Raw genomic sequence first — 347 nt, forward strand, 5'->3', positions numbered from 1 at the left:
GGGGCGGAGACTCATTTCATGCGCAACAATTTCCCCATTATATAAATCCATCATCGGGGATAGGTACAGCTTTTCTCCTGCTACCTTAAACTCGGTCACATCCGTTACCCATTTTTGATTGGGCCCAGAGGCATCAAATTGACGCTGTAATAAATGGGGCGCAATGCGTCCTTCTTGGCCGCGATACGAGCGGTATTTCTTCACCCGAACAATCGACTTTAAGCCGAGTTGCTGCATCAAGCGTTGCACCTTTTTATGATTTACCACTTCACCTAAATGACGTAATGCCGCCGTAATACGGCGATAGCCGTAGCGTCCTTTATGACGGTGGTAAAGCGCTTGAATCT

At 47.6% G+C, this 347-nt stretch carries 1 protein-coding gene; it reads right to left on the reverse strand.

Annotated elements, in window-relative coordinates; translation table 11 throughout:
* The coding region (locus AC2UZJ_RS12570; RefSeq protein WP_486950459.1) for an IS3 family transposase at nucleotides 1-347 on the reverse strand (347 nt) is incomplete at both ends.

It is taken from the genome of Paenalcaligenes sp. DL 309 (assembly GCF_057475285.1).